Annotated in this window: 17 protein-coding genes and 2 tRNA genes; 4 read left to right on the top strand and 15 right to left on the bottom strand. The window is 57.0% G+C overall.

Annotation, left to right across the window (positions count from 1 at the left end):
* Positions 1–24: 24 nt before the first annotated feature.
* From rpsO to rlmE, 13 genes are all read right to left on the bottom strand, one after another.
* A complete protein-coding gene (gene rpsO / locus MXF20_RS08390) occupies positions 25–294 on the bottom strand; it encodes a 30S ribosomal protein S15 (RefSeq protein WP_010615981.1) in 270 nt (89 codons plus the stop codon).
* Positions 295–426: 132 nt separating this feature from the next.
* A complete protein-coding gene (gene truB, locus MXF20_RS08395) occupies positions 427–1,371 on the bottom strand; it encodes a tRNA pseudouridine(55) synthase TruB (RefSeq protein WP_325968768.1) in 945 nt (314 codons plus the stop codon).
* On the bottom strand, positions 1,371–1,778 hold the full coding sequence (gene rbfA, locus MXF20_RS08400; RefSeq protein ID WP_325968770.1) for a 30S ribosome-binding factor RbfA: 408 nt from the start codon (positions 1,776–1,778) through the stop codon (positions 1,371–1,373). The genes truB and rbfA overlap by 1 nt, the downstream gene beginning before the upstream one ends.
* Positions 1,779–1,842: 64 nt before the next feature.
* Positions 1,843–4,533: a translation initiation factor IF-2 gene (gene infB / locus MXF20_RS08405; protein WP_021507702.1), complete on the bottom strand. Its 2,691-nt coding sequence runs from the start codon at positions 4,531–4,533 to the stop codon at positions 1,843–1,845.
* A gap of 17 nt (positions 4,534–4,550) precedes the next feature.
* Positions 4,551–6,038, bottom strand: a complete 1,488-nt coding sequence (gene nusA / locus MXF20_RS08410; RefSeq protein WP_325968771.1) for a transcription termination factor NusA — start codon at positions 6,036–6,038, stop codon at positions 4,551–4,553.
* Positions 6,039–6,062: 24 nt separating this feature from the next.
* Positions 6,063–6,515 carry a ribosome maturation factor RimP gene (rimP, locus tag MXF20_RS08415; RefSeq protein WP_031279732.1) on the bottom strand — a complete coding sequence of 151 codons (453 nt, stop codon included), beginning with the start codon at positions 6,513–6,515 and terminating at the stop codon, positions 6,063–6,065.
* A gap of 212 nt (positions 6,516–6,727) precedes the next feature.
* Positions 6,728–6,804, bottom strand: a tRNA-Met gene (locus MXF20_RS08420).
* 59 nt (positions 6,805–6,863) lie between these two features.
* Positions 6,864–6,950 (bottom strand) — tRNA-Leu (locus tag MXF20_RS08425).
* Positions 6,951–6,996: 46 nt separating this feature from the next.
* Positions 6,997–7,332, bottom strand: a complete 336-nt coding sequence (gene secG / locus MXF20_RS08430; RefSeq protein ID WP_010617340.1) for a preprotein translocase subunit SecG — start codon at positions 7,330–7,332, stop codon at positions 6,997–6,999.
* Positions 7,333–7,549: 217 nt separating this feature from the next.
* Positions 7,550–8,884, bottom strand: a complete 1,335-nt coding sequence (glmM, locus tag MXF20_RS08435; protein ID WP_325968773.1) for a phosphoglucosamine mutase — start codon at positions 8,882–8,884, stop codon at positions 7,550–7,552.
* 4 nt (positions 8,885–8,888) lie between these two features.
* The gene (gene folP, locus MXF20_RS08440; RefSeq protein WP_325968774.1) at positions 8,889–9,722 is read right to left on the bottom strand and encodes a dihydropteroate synthase; all 834 of its coding nucleotides are present in this window, start codon (positions 9,720–9,722) and stop codon (positions 8,889–8,891) included.
* Between the two features lie 85 nt (positions 9,723–9,807).
* Positions 9,808–11,736, bottom strand: coding sequence for an ATP-dependent zinc metalloprotease FtsH (gene ftsH / locus MXF20_RS08445; protein WP_021507707.1), 1,929 nt, complete (start codon positions 11,734–11,736; stop codon positions 9,808–9,810).
* Positions 11,737–11,910: 174 nt separating this feature from the next.
* On the bottom strand, positions 11,911–12,540 hold the full coding sequence (gene rlmE / locus MXF20_RS08450; RefSeq protein WP_325968776.1) for a 23S rRNA (uridine(2552)-2'-O)-methyltransferase RlmE: 630 nt from the start codon (positions 12,538–12,540) through the stop codon (positions 11,911–11,913).
* A 126-nt stretch (positions 12,541–12,666) separates the two neighbouring features.
* On the opposite strand from rlmE, the gene yhbY reads away from it, so the two are divergent.
* Positions 12,667–12,960, top strand: coding sequence for a ribosome assembly RNA-binding protein YhbY (gene yhbY, locus MXF20_RS08455; protein WP_325968777.1), 294 nt, complete (start codon positions 12,667–12,669; stop codon positions 12,958–12,960).
* 128 nt (positions 12,961–13,088) lie between these two features.
* Here the strand turns inward: yhbY and greA are convergent, their stop codons facing one another.
* A complete protein-coding gene (greA, locus tag MXF20_RS08460) occupies positions 13,089–13,565 on the bottom strand; it encodes a transcription elongation factor GreA (RefSeq protein WP_021507709.1) in 477 nt (158 codons plus the stop codon).
* A gap of 248 nt (positions 13,566–13,813) precedes the next feature.
* Between greA and dacB the strand changes: the two genes are divergently transcribed.
* The 3 genes from dacB to pmrB are packed head-to-tail and all read left to right on the top strand — an operon-like array spanning position 13,814 to position 16,967.
* Complete coding sequence (dacB, locus tag MXF20_RS08465; RefSeq protein ID WP_325968778.1) at positions 13,814–15,247, top strand: serine-type D-Ala-D-Ala carboxypeptidase; 1,434 nt, start codon at positions 13,814–13,816, stop codon at positions 15,245–15,247.
* Positions 15,247–15,909: a two-component system response regulator PmrA gene (gene pmrA, locus MXF20_RS08470; RefSeq protein ID WP_325968782.1), complete on the top strand. Its 663-nt coding sequence runs from the start codon at positions 15,247–15,249 to the stop codon at positions 15,907–15,909. Before dacB ends, pmrA begins: the two co-directional genes overlap by 1 nt.
* Positions 15,906–16,967 (top strand): two-component system sensor histidine kinase PmrB, encoded by a 1,062-nt coding sequence (pmrB, locus tag MXF20_RS08475; RefSeq protein WP_325968784.1) that lies wholly within the window; start codon positions 15,906–15,908, stop codon positions 16,965–16,967. The genes pmrA and pmrB overlap by 4 nt, the downstream gene beginning before the upstream one ends.
* A gap of 6 nt (positions 16,968–16,973) precedes the next feature.
* On the opposite strand, the gene MXF20_RS08480 is transcribed toward pmrB, so the two are convergent.
* Positions 16,974–19,250, bottom strand: a complete 2,277-nt coding sequence (locus MXF20_RS08480; RefSeq protein ID WP_325968785.1) for a TonB-dependent siderophore receptor — start codon at positions 19,248–19,250, stop codon at positions 16,974–16,976.
* Between the last annotated feature and the right edge of the window lie 147 nt (positions 19,251–19,397).

Here is a 19,397-nt window from a genome sequence, read left to right on the forward strand (position 1 = left end):
CATCGTTGATCAGATTCTTCAGACTTAGCGACGCAGACCCAGGCTTTCGATCAGGCTGGTGTAACGTGCAACGTCTTTACGCTTCAGGTAGTCCAGCAGCTTACGACGCTGGGATACCATGCGCAGCAGACCGCGACGGCTGTGGTGGTCTTTCTTGTGCTCAGAGAAGTGACCCTGCAGGTGGTTAATCTGAGCAGTCAGCAGAGCAACCTGAACTTCAGTTGAACCGCTGTCGTTAGCGCCACGACCGTATTTAGCAACGATCTCTGCTTTAGCTTCTACGCTTAGAGACATAATAAACTCCAGTAAAAAATGAATGTATGGGTGCCGATCTCTAATTCAGCAGCCCGCTTTTAAAGCCGCGCTATTCTACTCTTCGCCCGGTAGCAACGCAAATGCGCCGTAACGACCCGCGTTAATCTGCGGTCAGTCGGTAAACTCCACCACCAGACGACGCGGTGCCACGCGGCCATCAGCGGCGATCTCCGCCATACCGATAAATTTCTGCTGCTCGCCTTCGGTCACGCGCACCAGGCCGCTGGCTGGCGCATTAACCGCCTGTACCGGCATGCCCTGTTTGAAGCTGGCCGCGACCGTGGAGGACAGATTGACCAGCGGAAACGCTTCTGCCGGGCTGTCCATCGGCAGCAGCAGAGCATCAAGTGGCGCGTAATCCGGCGTTTCCGCCGCATTAACCTGCGCCGCCAGCGCCTGCAGCTGTTCCAGCGTCATCATGCGCGCAATCGGATAGCGCGCCACCTGCAAGCGGCGCAGCATAATCACATGTGCGCCACAGCCGAGCTTCTCACCCAAATCGTCAATGATGGTGCGAATGTAGGTGCCTTTGGAAACGTGAATTTCCAGCTCCAGCTCGTCGCCCTGCCAGCGAATAAACTGCAGCTCAAACACGGTAATCGGGCGCGCGTCGCGCGGGACGGTGATGCCTTCACGCGCGTATTCATACAGCTTGCGGCCCTGATACTTGAGCGCCGAGAACATGGTTGGCACCTGCAGCGTCTCGCCGCGAAAACTGTCCAGCGCCGCGTCAAGCTCCGCCTGGCTGAAGGTGACCGGCCGCGTCTCGACAATATTGCCATCGGCATCGGAGGTGTCAGTGCGCTGGCCCAGGCGGGCAATCACGCGGTAACGCTTGTCCGAATCCAGCAGGTACTGGGAAAACTTGGTGGCTTCGCCGAGGCAAATCGGCAGCATACCGGTGGCCAGTGGATCGAGCGCACCGGTATGGCCCGCCTTGTTAGCATGAAACAGGCGTTTGACTTTTTGCAGCACATCGTTGGAGGATGCGCCCTGATGTTTATCCAGCAGGAAAACACCGTGGACATCGCGACCACGGCGACGAGGACGACTCATCAGTCCTCCTTGTCGTCTTCCGCCGGGCTTTCACCGCGTCGCTCAGCATCGTTTCTGATCACGTTAGAGACCAGATTCGACATGCGCATGCCTTCAATCAGCGAGTTATCGTAGAAGAAGGTCAGCTCCGGCACGATGCGCAGACGCATCGCTTTGCCGAGCAGAATACGCATATAGCCAGACGCTTCTTTCAGCGCTTTGAGGCCGTTTTTCACCGCTTCTTCATCCTGATCGTTCAGGAAGGTCACGAACACTTTGGCGTACGCCAGATCGCGTGACACCTCAACGCCAGAAACGGTAACCATCATGCCCAGACGCGGGTCTTTAATTTCGCGCTGCAGGATGATCGCAATCTCTTTCTGCAACTCCTGCGCCACGCGCTGCGGGCGACCAAACTCTTTCGCCATACTATTTCTCCCAAATAATTCGGGAGGCCAGTGGCCTCCCAAATTGCATCACATCGACCAGCAATTACTCGATGGTGCGTTTAACTTCAATCACTTCGAACACTTCGATCATATCGCCAACGCGAACGTCGTTGTAGTTCTTCACGCCGATACCACACTCCATGCCGTTACGCACTTCGTTGACGTCATCTTTGAAGCGACGCAGAGATTCCAGCTCGCCTTCGTAGATAACCACGTTGTCGCGCAGTACGCGGATTGGGTTGTGACGTTTGATGTTGCCTTCGGTGACCATACAGCCGGCAATCGCGCCAAATTTCGGTGACTTGAACACGTCACGGACTTCGGCCAGACCGATAATCTGCTGTTTGAACTCCGGTGCCAGCATGCCGCTCATCGCCGCTTTCACTTCGTCAATCAGGTTATAGATGACGGAGTAGTAGCGCAGGTCAACGTTTTCAGCATCAATCACGCGGCGCGCAGAGGCATCAGCACGCACGTTGAAGCCGAGGATGATCGCGTTGGACGCAGCGGCCAGGGTAGCGTCGGTCTCGGTGATACCGCCCACGCCAGAACCGATAATCTTCACCTTCACTTCGTCGGTGGAGAGTTTCAGCAGCGAGTCGGAGATCGCTTCCACCGAACCCTGTACGTCGGACTTCAGAACGATGTTCAGCTCGGACACTTCGCCTTCGGTCATGTTGGCAAACATGTTTTCCAGCTTGGACTTCTGCTGACGCGCCAGTTTGACTTCGCGGAATTTGCCCTGACGATACAGTGCCACTTCACGCGCTTTCTTCTCGTCACGTACTACGGTCGCTTCGTCACCCGCTGCCGGCACACCGGACAGACCGAGGATTTCCACCGGAATCGATGGACCCGCTTCCAGCACTTCGCGACCCAGCTCGTCACGCATCGCACGCACACGGCCGTATTCGAAGCCGCACAGCACGATATCGCCTTTGTTCAGCGTACCTTCACGCACCAGCACGGTGGCTACCGGACCACGACCTTTGTCGAGGAACGATTCGATCACCACGCCGCTCGCCATACCCTGACGAATTGCGGTCAGTTCCAGCACTTCCGCCTGCAGCAGAATTGCGTTCAGCAGGTCGTCGATGCCGGTACCGGCTTTCGCTGAGACGTTAACGAACATGTTCTCGCCGCCCCACTCTTCCGGAATGATTCCGTACTGGGTCAGCTCGTTCTTCACGCGGTCCGGATCGGCTTCTGGCTTATCGATCTTGTTCACCGCTACAACCACCGGCACACCGGCGGCTTTCGCATGCTGGATCGCTTCGACAGTCTGCGGCATCACGCCATCGTCCGCCGCCACCACCAGGATAACGATATCCGTGGCCTGCGCACCACGTGCACGCATCGCGGTAAACGCGGCGTGGCCCGGGGTGTCGAGGAAGGTGATCATGCCGTTATCGGTTTCAACGTGATACGCACCGATGTGCTGAGTAATCCCGCCCGCTTCGCCGGAGGCGACTTTGGTGGAGCGGATGTAGTCCAGCAGCGAGGTTTTACCGTGGTCAACGTGACCCATGATGGTCACGACCGGCGCACGACTTTCCTGCGCAGCATCGGTATCACGATCGTCCATTACCGCTTCTTCCAGCTCGTTCTCGCGGCGCAGGATCACTTTGTGACCCATCTCTTCAGCCACCAGCTGGGCGGTTTCCTGGTCGATCACCTGGTTGATGGTCGCCATAGCACCCATCTTCATCATCGCTTTAATAACCAGCGAGCCTTTCACCGCCATTTTGTTGGCCAGTTCGGCAACGGTGATGGTTTCGCCGATGATGACGTCACGGTTCACCGCCTGAGCAGGTTTGTTGAAGCCCTGCTGCAGCGTGCTTGGTTTACGGTGTTTGCCACCTTTGCCGCCGCGTACCTGAGCACGCGCTTCTTCACGGTCAGTTTTGGCTTCAGAGTGCTTGTTGCCTTTTTTGGCCGGACGCGCTGCCTTGGTGGTGCGGGTGCGACCACGACCGCCTTCGACTTCGCGATCGTTTTCGTCTTCTGCCTGACGGGCATGAGTTGAAGTGGTGACGTGGTAGTCGCCCTTATCTTCTTCCTCTGGTTTTTCCCATTCAGCGGCTTTCTCTTCGGCCAGACGACGGGCTTCTTCCGCCGCGCGGCGCGCATTTTCTTCCAGCTTACGGCGCGCTTCTTCTTCCGCTTTACGCTTCAGTTCGGCGGCTTCGGCTTCACGACGGGCTTTGTCAGATTGCGCAGCCTTGGTCATTTCGTCGGTAGGTTGATTAGTCACTTTCTCATTTTCCGCTGCTTCACGCTTAGCCTTGTCAGCGGCTTCGCGCTTGGCTTTCTCTTCGGCTTCACGTTGCGCTTTTTGTTCAGCTTCGCGACGGGCTTGTTCTTCAGCCTCGCGACGCGCCTGCTCTTCCGCTTCACGCTGCGCCTCGGCTTCTGCTTCCGCCTGAGCTTGCTCAGCGTCGGCATCACCTTTCACGTATGTGCGCTTTTTGCGGACTTCGATTTGCACCGACTTACTTTTACCCCCGGTGCCTGGAATATTCAAGGTGCTGCGCGTTTTGCGCTGCAACGTCAGTTTGCCTGAACCGGTCTGACCGTGCTCACGATTCAGGTGGGACAGTAAGGTCTCTTTCTCTTGCTGGGATACGGCGTCGTTTTCAGACTTACGGATCCCTGCATCAGCAAATTGCTGTACCAGGCGATCGACCGGAGTCTGAATTTCGGCGGCCAGCGATTTTACGGTTACATCTGTCATGCTGTTCCTTCCTGTTATTACGCGTCATCGCCGAACCAGCAGATATTACGTGCGGCCATAATCAGCGCACCGGCTTTCTCATCATCCAGCCCTTCAATATCTGTCAGATCGTCAACACCTTGCTCAGCGAGATCTTCCAGCGTGCAAACGCCTTTTGACGCCAGGCGATACGCCAGCGCACGATCCAGGCCTTCAAGATTCAGCAGGTCCTCAGCAGGTTCCTGATTACCAAGGCTCTCTTCTTTCGCTAATGCCAGGGTGGTTAACGCATTTTTTGCTCGTTCACGCAGGGCTTCAATGGTCTCTTCATCGAGGCCGTCGATTTCCAGCAGCTCGTTGATTGGCACGTACGCCAATTCTTCCAGCGAAGAGAAGCCCTCTTCCACCAGAACGGTGGCGAACTCTTCGTCGATGTCGAGATGTTTAGTGAACATATCGATCGCTGCATGGGCTTCAGCCTGATGCTTCGCCTGCAGATCATCGACGGTCATCACGTTCAGCTCCCAGCCGCTCAGCTGAGATGCCAGACGCACGTTTTGGCCGTTACGGCCGATCGCCTGAGCCAGATTGCCGGCTTCAACAGCGATATCCATGGTGTGATTGTCTTCATCCACCACAATTGACGCCACATCGGCAGGTGCCATGGCGTTAATCACGAACTGTGCCGGGTTGTCGTCCCACAGCACGATATCAATACGTTCGCCGCCCAGCTCGCTGGACACCGCCTGCACGCGCGCACCGCGCATACCGACGCAGGCACCGACCGGATCGATACGTTTATCGTTGGTTTTCACCGCGATTTTGGCGCGTGAACCCGGATCGCGCGCTGCCGCTTTGATCTCGATAACTTCTTCGCCAATCTCCGGCACTTCAATGCGGAACAGTTCGATCAGCATCTCCGGTTTGGAGCGGGTAACGAACAGTTGCGCACCACGCGCTTCCGGACGCACGGCATACAGCACGCCGCGAATACGGTCGCCCGGGCGGAAGTTTTCACGCGGCAGCATGTCTTCACGCACAATCACCGCTTCGGCGTTGTTGCCGAGATCCAGTGAAATATTGTCGCGGTTCACTTTCTTCACCACGCCAGTGATGATTTCGCCTTCCTGCTCGCGGAACTGATCGACCACCATTGCGCGCTCGGCTTCACGTACCTTCTGGACGATAACCTGTTTCGCGGTCTGCGTGGTGATACGGTCGAAGGTGACAGATTCGATCTGATCTTCAACATAGTCGCCCAGATTGAAGGCTTCATCTTCAAAGCGTGCTGCTTCCAGCGTGATCTCGCGCGTTGGCTGCGTGACTTCGTCTACAACCACCCAGCGACGGAAGGTATCGAAATCGCCGCTGCGACGGTCAATGCTGACGCGCACGTCGATTTCCTGCTCATACTTCTTCTTGGTCGCTGTGGCCAAAGCGCTCTCCAGCGCTTCGAAGATTTTCTCACGCGGCAGGGCTTTTTCGTTAGAAACGGCTTCTACTACAGCTAAGATCTCTTTGTTCATCCTGGTTAGCCTCAATCCGGACTTTTAAAAGTGGGGGACCAGGTTCGCTTTCTGAATGTTGCTCAGCGCGAACACTTCATCGTTACCCTCAACGGTTACCGTGATCATCTCGCCTTCGACAGACTTGATGATGCCCTGCCATTTACGGCGGTTCTGCACGGCCATACGCAGTACCAGGCTCACCTCTTCACCGGCGAAGCGCGCATAGTGCTCCGCCGTGAACAGAGGGCGATCGAGACCCGGTGAGGAAACTTCAAGGTTGTAAGCCACCGTAATAGGATCTTCCACATCCATTACAGCGCTGACCTGGTGGCTAACATCGGCGCAATCATCAACATTGATACCCTCTTCACTATCAATATAGATGCGCAAGGTTGATGTGCGACCACGAATGAACTCGATACCGACCAATTCGTAGCCAAGCGCTTCTACCGGAGCAGAGATCAACTCTGTCAATTTTTGCTCTAATGTGGACAAGCCCACCCCCAAGACATAAAAAAAGGGCCTAAAGCCCAGTGTTACGATTTCCTGATAACAAAAAACCCCGAAAATTCGGGGCTTTTTGTGACTGGACCCTGTATGCCGCGATGCGGCTTCGGCACACCATCCAGCAGAATTTTTTTCAAAACTGACTGCGGATGCGTCCGTCGATGCATACAGTATATTTGAAAAAGAACTCTAAGGGAAAGTGGTTGCGGGGGCCGGATTTGAACCGACGACCTTCGGGTTATGAGCCCGACGAGCTACCAGGCTGCTCCACCCCGCGTCCGAAAACGTGGCGAATGTTACGCCGATCTTGCGAAAAATGCAAGTTATACTGAGATTTGGTACCGAGGACGGGACTTGAACCCGTAAGCCCAATCGGGCACTACCACCTCAAGGTAGCGTGTCTACCAATTCCACCACCTCGGCACTTCACTGACTGCGACGATACGATGTCGCTTTAGCGCTGACGATCTTACTGCGGGATATCATTGCCCGGCGTAGCCGGTTTAGCTGGCTGAGTCTGCTGTTGAGACTGAGCTGGCGCGCTGAGGTTTTCCCACTCGCTTCCTTTTGAAGTCTTGTTACTGTTCAGGTTGCCCAGAATCAGACTGATAATGAAGAACAGCGTAGCCAGTACCGCGGTCATGCGAGTCATGAAGTTGCCAGACCCGGTTGAACCGAACAGCGTACCAGAAGCGCCTGCACCGAATGAGGCTCCCATATCAGCGCCTTTGCCTTGCTGCAGCATGATCAGACCTACGAGGCCAATCGCTACAATAAGGAAAACAACTAACAGAGCTTCGTACATAATCAACCTGTTTCCTTGCGCGTTATCCGCACAGTTAAAGCTTCAACCAATATTGACGGGGAGTCTCGTCATCACCCATCAGAAGCGGGTGTGAATACTAACCAAAGGCGCATACCTCTGCAAGCGCAATTTACACGAAGTTTTGCGATTGCGGAAAAAAGCGCCATCCCGGTGATTTTACAGGCGGAAAGCGGCAAACTGTCCGCCTGCAATGCGCTTAAACCGCTTTTACCGCATCAGCAATTTTGTGCGCCAGCTCGGTCACCTGCGCTTCATCCTCGCCTTCCACCATCACGCGAATCAGCGGCTCGGTACCGGACTTACGCAGCAGCACGCGCCCGCGTCCGGCCAGCGTTTTTTCCACGTCGGCAGCCATTGCTTTGACGCTGTCGCTCTCCAGCGGGTCGTGGCTGCCGCTAAAGCGCACATTGACCAGCACCTGTGGCAGCATCTTCATACCGCTGCACAGATCGTGCAGGCTCATGTGGTTGCGCACAATCGCAGTGAGCACTTGCAAACTTGCTACGATGCCGTCGCCGGTGCTGATTTTATCCAGCAGAATCACGTGCCCGGAGTTCTCCGCGCCCATGCGCCAGCCTTTCTCCTGCATTTTTTCCAGCACGTAGCGGTCGCCCACTTTGGCGCGGGTAAACGGAATCCCCAGCTGTTTCAGCGCCAGCTCCAGCCCCATGTTGCTCATCAGCGTGCCGACCACGCCGCCACGCAGCTGGCCCTGACGCAGCGCTTCACGCGCAATGATGTAGAGAATCTGGTCGCCATCCACCTTCTGGCCAAGGTGATCCACCATCATGATGCGGTCGCCGTCGCCGTCATAGGCCAGGCCGAGATCGGCTTTTTCATCCAGTACGCGCTGCTGCAGCTGGCGTAAATCGGTGGCGCCACACTCTTTGTTGATGTTCATGCCGTCCGGCTGCACGCCGATGGCAATCACTTTCGCGCCCAGTTCGCGCAGCACATTCGGCGCGATGTGATAGGTCGCGCCGTTGGCGCAATCCACCACAATCTTCAGTCCGTTCAGGCTCAGCTCGCTGGGGAAAGTGCCTTTGCAGAACTCGATGTAGCGCCCGGCGGCATCAACGATGCGGCTGGCGCGGCCCAGCTCAGCGGATTCCACGCAGGTCAGCGGCTTCTCCAGCTCCAGCTCAATGGCGGCTTCCACATCGTCCGGCAGCTTGGTGCCTTCGGCCGAGAAGAATTTGATGCCGTTGTCGTCAAACGGGTTGTGCGACGCCGAGATCACAATGCCCGCTTCGGCGCGGAAGGTGCGCGTCAGGTAAGCAATCGCCGGCGTCGGCATCGGGCCGGTGAAGGCGGCAGACAGCCCCGCCGCGGCCAGACCGGCTTCCAGCGCTGATTCCAGCATGTAGCCGGAGATACGCGTATCTTTACCAATCAATACCTTGCGCGAACCGGAACGGGCCAGCACTTTGCCGGCCGCAAAACCCAGCTTTAAAACAAAGTCCGGGGTGATGGGCGCTTCACCCACTTTGCCGCGAATCCCATCCGTACCGAAATATTTACGATCGCTCATGCCTTTATCCTTTTGCTCTCCGTGTCGCCTCGACGATGCGCATCGCTTCGACAGTTTCTTTAACGTCATGCACGCGAATAATCTGTGCGCCCTGCATAGCGGCAATCACCGCGCAGCTCAGGCTGCCAGTCAGGCGCTGCGCAGGGCCGACGTTTAACAGCTGGCCAATCATTGATTTACGCGACATGCCCACCAGTAGCGGCAGTCCGTGATGGTGGAAATCGCTGAGATGCGCCAGCAGCTCATAGTTGTGGCTGAGATTCTTACCGAAACCGAAGCCCGGGTCGAGCAGCAGACGCTCTTTTTTGATGCCGGCCGCTTCACAGCGGGCAATCTGTGCGGCGAAGTAAGCGTCCACTTCGCTTACGATGTCCTGATACTCAGGTGCCTGCTGCATGGTGCGCGGTTCGCCCTGCATGTGCATCAGACACACCGGCAGGCCGGTGTCAGCGGCGGCCTGTAATGCGCCCGGCTCGGACAACGAACGAATATCGTTAATGATGTGAGCGCCCACTCGCGCGGCTTCGCGGATCACTTCTGCTTTTGAGGTATCCACCGAAATCCACACTTCAAAGCGCTGCGCGATGGCTTCCACCACCGGAATCACCCGCTCCAGCTCCTCTTCCACTGAAACTTCATCGGCACCGGGACGCGTTGATTCGCCGCCCACATCGATAATCGTGGCACCGGCATTCACCATCTTGTTAGTGTGCGTGAGCGCATCGACCAGCGTGTTGTGCGTTCCGCCATCAGAAAAGGAGTCCGGCGTGACATTTAAAATTCCCATCACATGGGGAAACGACAGATCGAGATGGGTATCACGGGCGTACAACTTCATGGCGAAAATCTCCCTGAGGAATCACTGGATATCGGAATGTAAAAAACCCCGGACCAGCCGGGGTTTTTGCTCATCAACAAGCCTGTTATTTATCGAACTGTTCTGACATGGTGTTGCCCGGGTTTGGCGTACGCGGTTCATCAACCGGACGTGGCGCCTTAGGCGTACCGTTGCTGTCAGAATTGTTGCTGCCTGGATCTTCCCAGCCCGCTGGCGGACGCACTTCGCGGCGAGCCATCAGGTCGTCGATCTGCGGTGCATCAATGGTTTCATACTTCATCAGCGCGTCTTTCATCGCGTGAAGGATGTCCATGTTCTCACCCAGAATACGGCGAGCACGCTGATAGTTGCTGTCGATCAGGTGTTTAACTTCCTGGTCGATGATGCGCGCGGTTTCGTCCGACATATGTTTGGCTTTCGCCACCGAACGACCGAGGAACACTTCACCGTCCTCTTCCGCATACAGCAGCGGACCGAGTTTTTCCGAGAAGCCCCACTGCGTCACCATGTTGCGCGCCAGGTTGGTCGCCACTTTGATGTCGTTCGAGGCACCGGTAGAAACGTGTTCTGCACCGTAGATGATCTCTTCTGCCAGACGACCGCCGTACAGCGTCGAAATCTGGCTCTCCAGCTTCTGACGGCTGGCGCTGATCGCGTCGCCTTCAGGCAGGAAGAAGGTCACACCCAGCGCACGGCCGCGCGGGATAATCGTCACTTTGTGCACCGGATCGTGTTCCGGCACCAGGCGACCAATAATCGCATGGCCCGCTTCGTGATACGCGGTGGATTCTTTCTGCGCTTCCGTCATCACCATGGAGCGACGTTCCGCACCCATCATGATTTTGTCTTTCGCTTTCTCGAACTCGACCATCGACACCACGCGCTTGTTGCCACGCGCAGCAAACAGCGCCGCTTCGTTGACCAGGTTCGCCAGGTCCGCACCGGAGAAGCCCGGCGTACCACGTGCGATAATCGCGGCATCAATGTCGGTTGCCAGCGGCACGCGACGCATATGCACTTTCAGAATCTGTTCGCGGCCACGTACGTCTGGCAGCCCTACCACCACCTGGCGGTCAAAACGGCCTGGACGCAGCAGCGCCGGATCCAGCACGTCCGGACGGTTGGTCGCGGCGATAACGATGATGCCTTCATTGCCTTCGAAGCCATCCATCTCCACCAGCATCTGGTTCAGCGTCTGCTCACGTTCGTCGTGACCACCGCCTAAACCGGCGCCACGCTGACGACCGACCGCATCGATCTCATCGATAAAGATGATGCACGGTGCGGCTTTCTTCGCCTGCTCAAACATGTCGCGCACGCGAGATGCACCGACACCAACGAACATTTCCACGAAGTCCGAACCGGAGATGGTAAAGAACGGCACTTTTGCTTCACCGGCGATCGCTTTCGCCAGCAGCGTTTTACCAGTACCCGGAGGGCCCACCATCAGTACGCCTTTCGGAATTTTACCGCCCAGTTTCTGGAAACGGCTCGGCTCACGCAGGTATTCAACCAGCTCACCCACCTCTTCTTTCGCTTCGTCGCAGCCTGCAACGTCAGCAAAGGTGGTCTTGATCTGATCTTCGGTCAGCATGCGGGCTTTGCTCTTGCCAAAGGACATCGCGCCCTTGCCGCCGCCGCCCTGCATCTGCCGCATAAAGAAGATCCACACGCCAATCAGCAGCAGCATTGGGAACCAGGAGATGAAGATGGAAGCCAGCAGGCTCGGCTCTTCCGGTGGTTCACCCACAACTTTGACGTTTTTGGTCAACAGGTTATCGAGTAACTTGGGATCGTTGACAGGAATGTAGGTCGTGTATTTATTACTGTCTTTTTTGGTTACGTTAATTTCACGCCCGTTAATACGTGCCTCGCGGACCTGATCCTGGTTCACTTCCGACAGGAAGGTTGAATAATCAACCCTACGGCCATTCGACTCGCTGGGCCCAAAGCTCTGGAATACTGACATCAGCACGACCGCGATGACTAACCAGAGAATCAGGTTTTTCGCCATGTCACTCAAGGGATTAACCTCATATTACAACGGTGTTAACAGACAGCGTAGGGTACTATATATCCTTGATGCCTGGAATCGCGGCGCTGATGATTTTGCCTGTTTAGCCTGAAACTCAGAATTACGCATCAGATTAAACGCCGTTTCGCCTTGCTTTGATCCCGATATCAAGGGCTACAGTTTGCGCCCTGTCGCCACAATGTACACTTCGCGCGAACGTGATCGCGAAGCGTCCGGCTTACGAATTTTCACTTTCGTAAACAGGGAGCGAATTTCCCGCAGGTATTCATCGAAGCCATCTCCCTGAAACACTTTCACTACAAAACTGCCGCCAGGTGCCAGTACATCCCGACACATTTCTAACGCCAGTTCAACTAAATACATGGAACGCGGAATATCGACCGCAGGCGTACCGCTCATGTTCGGCGCCATGTCCGACATCACCACCTGCACTTTCTGGTCGCCCACGCGCTCCAGCAACGCTTTCAACACCGCTTCATCGCGAAAATCGCCCTGCAAAAAGTCGACGCCGACAATCGGATCCATCGGCAGCAGATCGCAGGCAATAATACGGCCGCCGGAACCAATCTGTTGTACCACATATTGCGACCAGCCGCCGGGCGCCGCGCCCAGGTCAACCACGGTCATGCCGGGTCTGAACAGCTTGTCACCCTGCTGAATTTCATCCAGTTTAAACCAGGCGCGCGAGCGCAACCCTTTTTTCTGTGCCTGTTGCACATATTTATCGCTAAAGTGTTCCTGAAGCCAGCGACTGGAACTGGCCGAACGCTTTTTACCCGTCATAATATTTCCAGTTAAATCGTCATCGTAGCGATAAATCAGCACGCAATGGGTCGCGTTGATTTGGCGATATACCCGAGATGGCGGTAGAATGAACCGTTTTCAATCCCTGAGTAAGCAAAAAATACGATGAATCTGAGTACCAAACAAAAACAGCACCTGAAAGGCCTTGCCCATCCACTGAAGCCCGTTGTCATGCTGGGCGGCAATGGCCTGACCGAAGGCGTGCTCGCCGAGATCGAACTGGCGCTCGAACATCACGAATTGATCAAGGTGAAAATTGCCTCGGAAGATCGTGAAACCAAGCAGCTGATCGTCGATGCTATCGTGCGTGAAACCAAAGCAAGCAACGTTCAGGTTATCGGCAACGTGCTGGTGCTGTATCGCCCTGCCAAAGAGCGCAAAATTACTCTGCCACGTTAAGCGTACCGTTACGGTAAATGCAACGGGCAGAGAAAGTGCCATGCTCCTGCATGGGATAAAAGGCCGCAGCGCGGCCTTTTTCCTTTCTTTACAATATGCAGCTGCGCATTTCAAAGCGTAGCAATATCTTAGATGTATTCCACTTTCAGTACTTCATATTCCACATCGCCGCCCGGGGTTTTCACGATAGCCACGTCATCGGCCTCTTTGCCCACCAGACCGCGCGCCATCGGCGAATTCACGGAAATCAGGTTCTGTTTAAAGTCCGCTTCGTCGTCGCCCACGATGCGGTAGGTAAATTCTTCATCGGTATCGACGTTCAGCACGGTCACCGTGGCGCCAAAAATCACGCGGCCGGTTTTCGGCATGGCGGTCACGTCAATCACCTGCGCATTGGAGAGTTTGGCTTCGATCTCCTGAATACGCCCTTCGCAGAACCCCTGTTCTTCGCGCGCGGCGTGGTATTCGGCATTTTCTTTCAGATCGCCGTGCTCACGGGCTTCGGCGATAGAGGCGATGATGCGCGGACGCTTAACGGTTTTCAGTTCGTTCAGCTCTTCACGCAGCTTCTCAGCGCCTTTCAACGTCATCGGAATCTGATTCATTTTGGCTCCTCGTCATCTATCCTGGTTAACGGCGTCATCCTGACCGGTGACAGCAGAAGATCGGCTTCTGCGGCGCGTAACCTCTTTTCACAAGCAAAAGAAGCCTGACCCGGAAAGCTTTCCGGGTCAGGGATCGGTTTTGCATTTTGATACGTATTTTACCCCAGAGTTCCCTGTGGGTCATTGTTTACTTTGCACCGTCCGGGGACATAGTATTGACGCCCTCACCCGTCAGTTACCGCGAGATTATGCGATTTTCACGACTTGTTACCGGATTAACCTGTGCGTTTATGCTGCAGGCACAAGCAGCCCCCGTTGAAGAATACATGCAGTATTTGCCAGACGGCGCAAACCTGGCGCTGATGGTACAAAAAGTGGGCGCATCCACCCCGATAATCGACTATCACGGCAAACAGATGGCGTTGCCGGCCAGTACCATGAAAGTGGTCACCGCACTGGCGGCGCTGCTGGAGCTGGGTCCGGACTTCCGTTTTCAGACCACGCTGGAGACCAAAGGCGCGATCAGCGATGGCACGTTAAACGGTGACCTGGTAGCGCGCTTTGCCGGCGATCCCACGCTCAGCCGGCAGGATCTGCGCAATATGGTCGCGGCGCTGAAAAAGCAGGGTATCAACCATATCAAAGGCAACCTGGTGATCGACACCTCGGTGTTCGCCAGCCATGACATGGCGCCAGGCTGGCCGTGGAACGATCTGACCCAGTGCTTCAGCGCCCCGCCGGGTGCGGCGATTGTCGATAAAAACTGCTTCTCGGTTTCGCTCTACAGCGCCACCACGCCGGGCGAAAACGCCTTTGTGCGCATCGCGTCTTACTATCCGGCGCACATGTTCAGCCAGGTGCGCACCCTCGGCCGCAACAGCGGTGACGGACAGTATTGCGAGCTCGACGTGGTGCCCGGCGAGCTCAATCGTTACACACTGACCGGCTGTATGCGTCAGCGCGCCGAACCGCTGCCGCTGGCGTTTGCCGTCCAGGATGGCGCCGCATGGGCTGGGGAAATCCTTAAAGCGCAGCTGCGCGACGCCGATATTGATTACAGCGGCCACTTAGTGCGGCAGACTCAGGTGACTTCGCCGGGCACGGTACTGGCGTCGACCCAGTCCGCACCGCTGCACAACCTGCTGCATACCATGCTGAAAAAGTCGGACAACATGATCGCCGATACCGTGTTCCGCACCATCGGCCATCACTACTTTAACGTACCGGGTACTTTCCGCGCCGGTTCGGATGCGGTCAGACGCATTCTGCGCGAGAAAGCGGGCGTCGATCTCGGCAACAGCATTCAGGTTGATGGCTCCGGCCTGTCGCGTCACGACCTGATCGCGCCGGATACCATGATGCAGGTGCTGCAGTTCATCGCTAAAAACGATGCCACGCTGAATTATATTTCGATGCTGCCGCTGGCGGGCTATGACGGCACGTTGCAGTATCGCGGCGGTCTGCACGAAGCGGGACTGGATGGCAAAGTGTCGGCGAAAACCGGTTCGCTGCAGGGCGTCTATAATCTGGCTGGGTTCATTACGACATCGAGCGGCGCGCGCGTGGCCTTTGTCCAGTTCCTTTCTGGCTATGCGGTGCCGCCGGAAGATCAGAAAACGCGCCGTATTCCGCTGGTGCGCTTTGAGAGCCGTCTCTATACCGACATTAACAAGAACAACTAATGAAACTGTTGATCGTTGAAGATGATGCGTTATTGCAATCGGGCCTGGCGCAGGCGCTGAGCAGCCAGGGCTACGCCGTGGATTGTGCCGGCAGCGCGGCGGAGAGCAACGCGCTGCTGCGCAGCAGCCAGTACAGCCTGATCGTGCTGGATCTGGGCCTGCCGGATCGCGATGGGGCCACGCTGCTGCGCCAGTGGCGGCGCGACGGCATCGCCGTGCCGGTGCTGATCCTGACGGCGCGCGATGCGCTGGAAGATCGCGTTGACGGGCTGGACGCCGGTGCTGATGATTACCTGGTCAAGCCGTTTGCGCTGGCGGAGCTGCAGGCGCGGGTGCGCGCGCTGATTCGCCGCTATCAGGGACACAGCGATAACCTGCTGCAGCAGGGCGATCTGACGCTCAACCTCAGCTCACAGCAGGTGCTGCTGGAGAATCAGCCGCTGGAGATCACGCCGAAAGAGTTCGCGCTGCTGACGCGCCTGCTGATGCGCGTTGGCCAGAATGTGCACCGCGAAACGCTGCAGCAGGATCTGTACAGCTGGAATGACGATCCCGGCTCCAACACCTTAGAAGTCCACATTCACAATCTGCGCCGTAAGCTGGGGAAAGATCGCATCAAAACCGTGCGCGGCGTCGGTTACCGGCTGGAACTGCGCGAATGAACAGCATGCGTCAGCGGTTACTGATCATGCTGGCGCTGATTCTCCTCACCTGCCAGGTGATGAGCGCCATCTGGCTGTGGCATGAAAGCCGCGAACAGATCAGTTTCCTCGTCAATGAAACCCTGTCGGCCCAGGCGCGTAACGATCGGGTGGAGAATGAGATCCGTGAGGCCATCGCCTCGCTGCTGCTGCCTTCGCTGGTGATGGTGTGCCTGACGCTGCTGCTGTCGTTCTGGGCCATCAACTGGATTATTCGTCCGCTAAAATCCCTGCAGGACAGCCTCGCCCACCGCTCGGCCGATAACCTGACGCCGCTGCCGGTCTACTCTGAAATGGATGAGATCGTTGCGGTCACCTCCTCCATCAATCAGCTGTTTTCGCGTCTCGACCACACCTTGCAGCAGGAGCGATTATTTACCGCCGACGCCGCGCACGAGCTGCGTACGCCGCTGGCCGGGCTGCGTCTGCATCTCGAACTCCTGCACCAGCAGCAGGTGCCGCAAAGCGCCATGCTGATTGAGCGCATCGACCAGCTGATGCACACCGTCGAACAGTTGCTGATGCTGTCGCGCGCCGGTCAGGCGCTGGCGGGCGGCCACTATCAGCAGCTGCAGTGGCAGCACGACATCATGCAGCCGCTGATGCCGGAAATGGCGGAGCTGTACGCCCAGCGTCAGCAGACGCTTCACTGGCCAGACGGCGACGAGGTGCCGCAGCAGGGTGAAGCGGTGCTGCTGCGCCTGATGCTGCGCAACCTGCTGGAGAACGCATCGCGCTACAGTCCGGAAGGCAGCAGCGTGCAGGTGAAGCTGCACCAGGCGCAGCAGCAGGTCTGGGTTGAGGTGTGGGATCAGGGGCCAGGAATTGATGCCGACGCGGCGGAAGAGCTGACGCAGGCATTCCGCCGGCGCGATCAGCGCTATGGCGGCAGCGGTCTGGGCCTGAATATTGTGCTGCGCATCGTGCAGATGCATCGCGGCAGGCTGGAACTGGTGAACCGTGAAGACAGCAGCGGACTGATTGCCCGCTGCTGTTTGCCTGTTCAGTTGATTGGCTGAACGCCGTCAGAAGTGGGTGTTAAGGCTCATAAAGTAGGTACGGCCTGATTCGTTATAGGTATTGGCGCCGGCACCGTACAGATAAGCGCCGGTGTTGGCGTTGCCTGTGGTCTGCGCATTGCCCTCACGGAAGTGGCGCTTATCGAACAGGTTATCGATGCCCAGCGTCACGCTGGCGTACTTGTTGATGTCGTAAGTACCGCTCAGGCCGACAATCGAGTACGGACTGACTTTGTCGGTGGCGCTGCCGGTCACCGGCTGCCCTTTGTAGTCATACTTCTTCGGCGTCTGGGTGCCGTACCACGTCAGGGTGGTTTGCAGCGACAGAGCCTGCGTTGCCTGCCAGCTCAGCGTCGAGTTCAGCGTATACTCCGGGATGATCGACAGACGATCGCCGGTCTCCTTGTTCTTGCTCTGCAGCATGTAGGTGAAGTTGTTATTCCACATCACGCTGTCAGAGAACGGCACATTCACCGTGCCTTCCAGCCCTTCCACCACCGCTTTCGGCACGTTCTCCCAGCGATAAATATCCGTGCTGCCGTTAGAGGCTTTGCCCGCAGGCGCATAACCGGCTTCGATCTTGTTGCGGTAGTCGTTGCGGAACCAGGTCAGACCGGCCTGATAACCTTCATGTTTCCACTCCAGCCCAATCTCTTTATTGATGCTGTTTTCCGCCTTCAGATCCGGATTGCCCTGCAGATAGCAGGCACCGGTGCTGGCAGCACAGCCCTGGCCGTTGCTGTACAGCAGATAGTTCGGGTTCGTCTGATAGAGACTCGGCGCTTTGTAGGCCCGGCCAATACCCATCTTCAGCGTGAAGTCATCGCCCAGCCCCTGTGACAGGTTGAGCGACGGGCTCCAGTTGTTGCCGACGATGGAGTGATGATCGAAGCGCAGCGCTGGCGTCAGCATGGTGCTGTCGGTCAGCTCCATGTTGTCTTCAGCAAACAGGGAGAAAATTTCTGCCTGGGCATACGGGCTGCGGCCGGTGCTGGCGATGCCCGGCACGGCACCGTTGCTGGCGGCCTGAGTGGTGGACGAAGGATCCTTCATGCGCTGCTGGTTCCATTCGGTGCCGAACGTCGCGGTCTGGTTGACGCCCAGCTCAAACGGCAGGCTGATTTCACTGTGCAGCAGCACATCATCCAGCTGAATGGTGTTGAACCCGCTGTTGGAGAAGATCCCTTCCGTGCCGCCCGCCAGACCTTCATTGATGCGCGAATTGCGGGTTTTCTCGTAGCGCGCCCAGCTGCTGGTGCTGACGCCGTTATCCCACGCACCGGTCCATTTCAGCGAGATGTTCTGGCGATACAGACGGTTGGTTTCATCGCCGTACAGGCTTTTCACCAGTGCGTTGGTATTGGTGTTCTGCGTGTCGCCCGCGTACAGGTTGCCCTGACGGCTGTAACCGGCCTGCAGTTCCAGCGTCTGCATCGGCGCAAACGCCCAGCTCAGCAACGCATTGATGTCTTTGTTTACCGAACCTTCGCGGCCTGCCGGGTAGCTGCCAGCATAGCTGCCGGTGCGCGCTGCCGCATGCCCTTCATTGATGTCGTAGGCATCGGCCTGGGTTTTGGCTAAGCCGCCGTACAGCCGGAAGTTGAAGTCGTCGCCCAGCGGCCCTTCGAGGCTGAAGTTAGTGCGTTTGGTCGCCCCTTCCGATTTGTGTTCCGGCGCGTTGAAGTAGGTGTTCCACGAACCGTGCCACTGCTGATCGCTGTACTTTTTAGTGATGATATTCACCACCCCGCCCGCCGCGCCGTTACCGTAGCGCACCGCGGCCGGCCCGCGAATCACGTCGATGTGATCGATCATTTCCGGCGGCACCCAGTTGGTATCGCCACGCGTGTCACGTTCGCCGCGCCAGCCGAGACGCACTGAGTTACGGCTGGTGATCGGCATGCCGTCCACCATGATCAGCGTGTTTTCCGGTCCCATGCCGCGAATATCGATCTGCCGGTTGTTGCCGCGCTGGCCGCTGGTCGAGTTGCCGGTCAGGTTGACGCCTGGCATGGTACGGATAATTTCTGAAACATTGCGCGCCGGCGGATGCTTTTTGATCTCATCGGCGGTGATGGTGGAAACCCCCGGTGCCTGCAGCGTCTGCTGCTGGGCCGTCACCATCAAGGTGCCGCCGTCAATCGCACTGGCGTCGGGAGAAGAGGTATTGCTGGAAGTGGTCTTGCCGGAAGTCTCTGCTGCCCAGGCATTGCCGGAGAGCAATGAGGCGCTGAGCCCCAGTTCAATCAAAATAGCGAAGGTTAACCGCGAGTAATGCTTCATTTTTTTCATTCCTGGAAGGCCAGTTCTGCGCCACAGCGGAGTGACTGGCGAGCCGGTGAGAAGATCCCTGTCTTTATCACGCCACTGTTCACACCTGGCAGAGCCATCCTTTGCGCAATCCCGGTAAAAAACCGGGTGCCAGACGGA

The sequence above is a fragment of the Pantoea dispersa genome (assembly GCF_035783935.1).
In the GTDB taxonomy this organism is placed as follows: Bacteria; Pseudomonadota; Gammaproteobacteria; order Enterobacterales; family Enterobacteriaceae; genus Pantoea; species Pantoea dispersa_C.